This window comes from Dactylosporangium sp. NPDC050688 (genome assembly GCF_040654515.1).
Lineage (GTDB): Bacteria > Actinomycetota > Actinomycetes > Mycobacteriales > Micromonosporaceae > Dactylosporangium.
The window spans coordinates 254,678-261,430 of record NZ_JBFAIC010000005.1 but is presented as its reverse complement, the minus strand read 5'-3'; the positions used below and the strand labels follow the sequence as shown (position 1 = coordinate 261,430).

The following is a 6,753-nucleotide window of genomic DNA, read 5'->3' as shown; positions in this document are numbered from 1 at the left end:
CCGGCGTCGGCCTGAGCTCCACCCTGAGCTGCTGATTCGCAGCCCTCCGCTGCGCTGCGGGCCGCTCATGCCGTCACCTCCGCTGCGCTCCGGCGTCGGCCTGAGCTCCACCCTGAGCTGCTGATTCGCAGCCCTCCGCTGCGCTGCGGGCCGCTCATTGCCGTCACCTCCGCGGCGATCCACATGACCGGCCCGGGGCGCAGCGGAGGGCCGGTCATGTGGATGCCAGGATCTCGGCGAGGTGCACGGGCCGGGTGTCGACGGCCAGGCGGGACAGGCCGCCGCCCATGTGCATCAGGCAGGACGAGTCGCCGGCGGACACGACGTCGGCCCCGGTGGACAGCACGTTGCGCAGCTTGTCGCTGAGCATCGCGGCGGACGTGCCGGCGTTCTTCAGCGCGAACGTGCCGCCGAACCCGCAGCACTGCTCGGCCTCGGGCAGCTCGACCAGGTCGATGCCGCGCACCGCGCGCAGCAGGCGCAGCGGCCGGTCGGCGACCCGCAGCATGCGCAGCGAGTGGCAGGTCGGGTGGTACGTGACCCGGTGCGGATAGCGGGCGCCGACGTCGGTGACGCCGAGGACGTCGACGAGGAACTCCGACAGCTCGTAGGTGCGCTCGCCGAGCTCCTCGGCGCGGTGCGACAGCGCGACCCGGCCGGCCCGGCGGGCGATGGCGGCGTGCTGGTGGCGCACCGAGCCGACGCACGAGCCGGACGGCGCGACGATCGCGTCGAACCCGGCGAACGTGTCGACCTGGTGCTCGACGAGCCGCACGGCCTCCCGCTGGTAGCCGGTGTTGATGTGCATCTGGCCGCAGCAGGTCTGCGCCTCGGGGAAGACCACCTCGTGCCCGAGCCGCTCCAGCAGCTCGACCGTGGCCCGGCCGACCTGCGGGAACATCGCGTCGGCGAGGCACGTCACGAACAAGGCGACACGCATCGATCACCGCCCTTTCCGAGCGGGCCGGCGGGTGCGGGGCCGGCCACTGGACTCCCGGACGATCAGCTCGGGCTGGAACACCACGTGCCGGTGCTCGTGTCGCCCGTCGTCCTCGATCTCCTCGAGCAGCAGGGCCGTGGCGGTGCGACCGAGCTGTTCCCGAGGCTGACGCACGGAGGATAGCGGCACCGCGGCCGCCGCGGCGAACTCGATGTCGTCGTATCCCACGATCGCCACGTCCTGGGGGACCCGGATGCCCCGTTGGGTGAGGCCCTGCAGTACGCCGAGGGCGACGAGGTCGTTGGCGCAGAAGACGGCCGTCGCGTCGATCTCGGCCGCCGCGGCTCGCCCGGCCGCCACCGTCAGGTTCGGGGTGGGGACCACCGACAGCTCCGCCCTGCCGGCCACGGCCTCGGCGATGCCGGCGTGCCGGTCGCGGACCTGGGTGATGCTCGCCGGCCCGCCCACGAACGTGATCCGCTGGTGGCCCTGATCGAGGAGGTGCTCGCCGGCGAGGCGCCCGCCGAGCAGGTCGTCGACGGCGACCGAGCAGCGGCTGTGCCGGCCCGAGCCGCGGTCGACGAGCACGACCGGGGTGCCGCGCTGGATGAGCAGCTCCAGGCGCGAGTTCGGCGACTCGTCGACGGGCGTGATGAGCACGCCCCGGATCCGCTGCTCCTCGAGCAGGTCGAGGTGGCGGTGCTCGCGGCCGGCGTCCTCGCCGCTGTTGCAGACCACGACCATGACGCCGTGCTCCTCGGCGGCGGCCTCCGCGCCGCGGACCACGTCGGTGAAGAACGGGTTGGTCACGTCCAGCACGACGAGCGCGATCTGCCGGCTGTGCCCGGCGCGCAGCTGCCGGGCCGAGTCGTTGCGCACGTAGCCCAGCTCGGTGATCGCGTCGAGGACCCGCTGCCGGGTCGAGGAGGCGACCAGCTCCGGCCGGTTGAGCACGTTGCTGACGGTGCCGATGGAGACGCCCGCGCGGCGGGCGACCTCCTTGATGCCAGTCGTGTTGGACATCGATCTCCCGAGATCTCCTGAAACGTGTCAACCCGAAGAGCTTGTATCAGACCGGTAACGCGATTGAAACTCTTGACGCCGTCACGGGTCGCCTTCTACCGTCACTGTAGTCATTTCATGAAACGTTTCACAAGGGAGGGTCGGTGCTGGTTCTCGAGGGCGTGAGCAAGTCGTTCGGCGCCGTCGCCGCGCTGCGTGACGTGCGCCTGGAGCTGCGCGGCGGGGAGGCGCACGCCCTCGTCGGCGAGAACGGCGCCGGCAAGTCGACCCTGGTGAAGGTCCTGGCCGGTGCGCACGCGCCGGACGCCGGCACGATCACCCTCGACGGGGCGCCGCTGCGGCTGAGCGGCCCCGCCGACGCCCGCGACGCCGGCATCGCCGTCATCTACCAGGAGCCGACGCTGTTCCCCGACCTCACCGTCGCGGAGAACATCTTCATCGGCCGGCAGCCGCTGCGCTCGCTGCGCCGCGTCGACACCGCCGCGATGCGCTCCCGCGCCGCCGCGCTGTTCGAGCGGCTCGGCGTGCACATCGATCCGGACCGGCCGGCCCGCGGCCTGTCGATCGCCGACCAGCAACTGGTCGAGATCGCCAAGGCGCTGTCGTTCGACGCCCGGATCCTGGTCATGGACGAGCCGACCGCCGCGCTGTCCGGCGTCGAGGTCGAGCGGCTCTTCGCCGTCGCCCGGGGGCTGCGCGACGGCGGCGCCGCGGTGCTGTTCATCTCGCACCGCTTCGACGAGGTCTTCTCCCTGTGCCAGCGGATCACCGTCATGCGCGACGGGCGGTGGGTCTCCACCGACGCCGCCGCCGACCTCACCGTCGAGGAGGTCGTGCGGCGGATGGTGGGCCGCGAGGTGTCCTCGATGTACCCGGCCCGCACGGCCACCGCCACGACCGGTGCGGCCCGGCTCGAGGTCCGCGGGCTCGGCCGGGCCGGCGCGTTCACCGACGTCAGCTTCACCGTGCACGCCGGCGAGGTCGTCGCCCTCGCCGGGCTCGTCGGCGCCGGGCGCTCCGAGGTCATCCGGGCCGTGTTCGGCGTCGACCGGCACGACACGGGCGAGGTCCTCGTCGACGGCCGGCCGCTGCCGAAGGGCAACGTGGCCGCGGCCATCGCCGCCGGGCTCGCCCTGGTGCCCGAGGACCGCCGCCAGCAGGGCCTGGTCATGGAGCTGTCGGTGGAGCGCAACGCCACCCTGCCCCGGCGCTGGTCGCTGAGCCGGCTCGGGCTGCTGTTCGGCCCGTCAGAGCGCGGCGAGGCCCGCACCTGGACCGAGCGGCTGCAGGTGAAGGCGGCCCGGCTCAGCGACCCGGTCGCCACCCTGTCCGGCGGCAACCAGCAGAAGGTCGTGCTGGCCAAGTGGCTGTCGACGGCGCCGCGGGTGCTCATCGTCGACGAGCCGACCCGCGGCATCGACGTCGGCACCAAGGCCGAGGTGCACCGCCTGCTGCGCGGCCTCGCCGACGACGGTGTCGCCGTGCTCATGGTCTCCAGCGAGCTGCCCGAGGTCCTCGGCATGGCCGACCGGGTCCTCGTCATGCACGAAGGGCGGCTCGCCGCCGACATCCCCCGCACCCGAGCCGACGAGGAGTCCGTGATGCTGGCCGCGACAGGGCAGGGGGCGGCATGACGGCCGTCGACACCGCCGCGCCACCCCGCGCCGGCACCGGGGCGAAGCTGACCCACCGGGTGTTCCTGGTCCGGGAGCTCGGCATCCTCGTCGCCCTCGGGCTGCTCGTCGCCGGCACCGCCATCAGCAACCCGCGGTTCCTGTCCGCGCAGAGCGTCAAGGACCTGCTGCTCGGCTCGACCATCCTGGCGATCCTCGCCACCGGCCAGGCGGTCGTGGTCATCACCCGCAACGTCGACCTGTCCGTCGGCTCGGTGCTCGGCCTGTCGGCGTTCGCGACCGGCACCCTCTTCCTGGACCACCCGGGCATCCCGATCCCGGTGGTGCTGGTGGCCGGCACGGCACTCGGTGCGGTGTGCGGCGCGGTCAACGGTGCCCTCATCGCCGCCGCGCGGGTGCCGGCGCTGGTCGTCACCCTCGGCACCCTGTACGTCTTCCGCGGCATCGACTACCGCTGGGCCACCGGCAAGCAGATCAACGCCGCCGACATCCCGCACGGGTTCCTGCGCATGGGCACCGCCACCGTCCTGGGCGTGCCGGTGCTGACCCTGTTCGCGCTGGCCGTCGTGGTCTGCGCCGGCTACTACCTGCGCTCCTACCGCAGCGGCCGGGAGCTGTACGCGATCGGCTCCGACCCGGCCGCGGCGCGGCTCACGGGCATCCAGGTCGGCCGGCGGGTCTTCGCCGCGTTCGTCGCCAGCGGTGCCCTCGCCGGCCTGGCCGGGGTGCTGTACGTGGCCCGCTTCGGCACCCTGGACGCCAACGCCGGACTCGGCCAGGAGCTCAACGTCGTCGCCGCGGTCGTCGTCGGCGGGGTCGCCATCTTCGGCGGCAGCGGCTCGGTCTACGGCGCCGCCCTCGGCGCGGTGCTGCTCACCACGATCGCCAGCGCGCTGCCGGTGCTCGGCATCAACCCCTTCTGGCAGCGGGCCGCGATCGGCGCGCTCATCCTCGCCGCGATCGGCCTGGACCGCATCCTGTCCCTGCGGGTCGCCCGCAGCCTCCAGAAAGGCGGCCGCCAGTGATGGAGGCCAGCACCGCCGGGAAGACCGCCCCGGCCGCGCCGGGACGGCGGATCCTGCCGGCCGTCGGGTCCTGGGACGTCGTCGTGCTCCTCGCGCTCGTCCTGGTGTCGGTGATCGGCGCGGCCACCATCGAGGGCGTCGCCAGCCCGCGGTTCTGGCGGTTCGTGACCCTGGAGGTGGTGCCGATCGCGATCATCGCCCTGCCGATGACCCTGGTCGTCATCACCGGCGAGATCGACCTGTCCGTCGCCAGCACGCTCGGCCTCACCTGCGCCGTCATGGGCGACCTCTGGGCGCACGGGGTCACCTCGCTGCCGCTGCTGATCGCGCTGTGCCTGCTGCTCGGCGCCGTCCTCGGGGCGGTCAACGGGCTGTTCGTCACGGTGTTCGGGCTGCCGTCGCTCGCCGTCACCATCGGTACCCTGGCGCTGTACCGGGGCCTCGCGTACGTCGTGCTCGGCGACAAGGCCGTCGCCGACTACCCGGTCGCCTGGACCGACGCCGCGATCAGCCCGATCCCCGGCCTCACCATCCCGTGGGTCATCATCGTCGTGGCCGTCCTCGCGGTCCTCTTCGGCGTCGTGCTGCACGCCACGCCGGTCGGCCGCGGCCTGTACGCCATGGGCAACAACGCGGAGGCCGCCCGGTTCGCCGGGATCGCGGTCGCCCGCACGAAGTTCTGGCTCTTCGTCGCGACCGGCACGATGGCGTCGCTCGCCGGGGTCTTCTGGACGTTCCGCTTCGCCAGCGCCCGCGCCGACAACGGCAACGGCCTGGAACTCGCGGTCGTCGCGGCGGTCCTGCTCGGCGGGGTCTCCATCTTCGGCGGCCGCGGCGGGATGGTCGGCGTCATCGGCGCCGTCCTGCTGCTCAGCACCCTGCGCAACGCACTGCAGCTGGCGTACGTGCCGGCGAACACGCTCACCATCATCACCGGTTCACTGCTCATCGCCTCGGTCGTCGGGCCGAACGTCGTCGGCATGGTGCGCGAGCGCCTGCGCCGGCGGCGCACCGCCTGAAACACCCCCATCCACACCCCCATCCGCGCGTCCCCCGCTGAAAGGATTCAATCCCATGAGAGCTGCCAGGCTCGTCGCGGTCGCGGTCGCCGCCGCGCTCGCGTTCAGCACCACCGCCTGCGCCGAGGACTCCGGCACCGGCGACAGCGGCACCGCCGCGTCCGACGGCACCGTCAAGAGCGGCCTGAAGGTGGCGTTCCTGCCCAAGCAGGTGAACAACCCGTACTTCGACACCTCCGACAACAAGGGCGGCAAGGTCGCCGTCGAGGAGTTCAAGGGCGTCTACAGCGAGACCGGCCCGTCCGAGGCGAGCCCGTCGGCGCAGGTCAGCTACATCAACACGCTGTCGCAGCAGGGCGCCAACGTGATCGCGGTCTCCGCCAACGACAAGGACGCCATCTGCGGCGCCCTCAACGAGGCCCGCAAGGCCGGCGCGAAGGTCGTCACGTACGACTCCGACACCAAGCCCGAGTGCCGCGACCTGTTCATCAACCAGGCGACCTCCGAGGGCATCGCGAAGATCCAGATCAAGCTCATCTCCGACGCGATCGGCCCCGACGGCGGCGAGATCGCGATCCTGTCGGCGACGGCCAACGCCACGAACCAGAACGCCTGGATCGAGATGATGAAGACCGAGCTGGCGAAGCCGGAGTACAGCAAGCTCAAGCTCGTCGACACCGTGTACGGCGACGATGACGACCAGAAGTCGTTCCAGGAGGCGCAGGGCCTGCTCGCCAAGCACCCCAACCTCAAGGGCATCATCTCGCCGACCACCGTCGGGGTCGCCGCCGCCGGCCGCTACCTGTCCGGCTCCACGTACAAGGGCAAGGTCCAGCTCACCGGCCTCGGCACGCCCAACCAGATGAAGGCGTACGTGAAGGACGGCACCGTCAAGGCGTTCGCCCTGTGGAACCCGGCCGACCTCGGCTACCTCGCCGCCTGGGCCGGTGCCTCGCTCGCCTCCGGCGTCATCACGGGCAAGGAGGGCGAGAAGTTCAAGGCCGGCAAGCTCGGCGAGTTCACCGTCGGCAAGGACGGCACCGTGCTGCTCGGTGACCCGTTCACCTTCAACGCCGGCAACGTCGACCAGTTCAACTTCTAAGGGGTACGGC

6 protein-coding genes are annotated in these 6,753 nt (G+C 72.1%); 4 read left to right on the top strand and 2 right to left on the bottom strand.

Features of this window, described 5'->3' with window-relative positions; genetic code table 11:
- Positions 1-214: 214 nt before the first annotated feature.
- Entirely contained in the window at positions 215-940 is a 726-nt protein-coding gene (locus tag AB0H83_RS08090) for a (Fe-S)-binding protein (protein ID WP_360088746.1), read from the bottom strand.
- A 3-nt stretch (positions 941-943) separates the two neighbouring features.
- Complete coding sequence (locus AB0H83_RS08085) at positions 944-1,963, bottom strand: LacI family DNA-binding transcriptional regulator (protein ID WP_360088743.1); 1,020 nt, start codon at positions 1,961-1,963, stop codon at positions 944-946.
- Between the two features lie 143 nt (positions 1,964-2,106).
- Here AB0H83_RS08085 and AB0H83_RS08080 point away from each other — a divergent pair, with 143 nt between their 5' ends.
- The 4 genes from AB0H83_RS08080 to rhaS are packed head-to-tail and all read left to right on the top strand — an operon-like array spanning position 2,107 to position 6,743.
- Positions 2,107-3,597 (top strand): sugar ABC transporter ATP-binding protein, encoded by a 1,491-nt coding sequence (locus AB0H83_RS08080; protein ID WP_360088740.1) that lies wholly within the window; start codon positions 2,107-2,109, stop codon positions 3,595-3,597.
- Positions 3,594-4,622, top strand: coding sequence for an ABC transporter permease (locus AB0H83_RS08075; RefSeq protein WP_360088735.1), 1,029 nt, complete (start codon positions 3,594-3,596; stop codon positions 4,620-4,622). Before AB0H83_RS08080 ends, AB0H83_RS08075 begins: the two co-directional genes overlap by 4 nt.
- Positions 4,622-5,641: an ABC transporter permease gene (locus AB0H83_RS08070; RefSeq protein ID WP_360088732.1), complete on the top strand. Its 1,020-nt coding sequence runs from the start codon at positions 4,622-4,624 to the stop codon at positions 5,639-5,641. Before AB0H83_RS08075 ends, AB0H83_RS08070 begins: the two co-directional genes overlap by 1 nt.
- A gap of 55 nt (positions 5,642-5,696) precedes the next feature.
- Positions 5,697-6,743: a rhamnose ABC transporter substrate-binding protein gene (rhaS, locus tag AB0H83_RS08065; RefSeq protein ID WP_360088729.1), complete on the top strand. Its 1,047-nt coding sequence runs from the start codon at positions 5,697-5,699 to the stop codon at positions 6,741-6,743.
- The last annotated feature ends 10 nt before the right edge of the window (positions 6,744-6,753 follow it).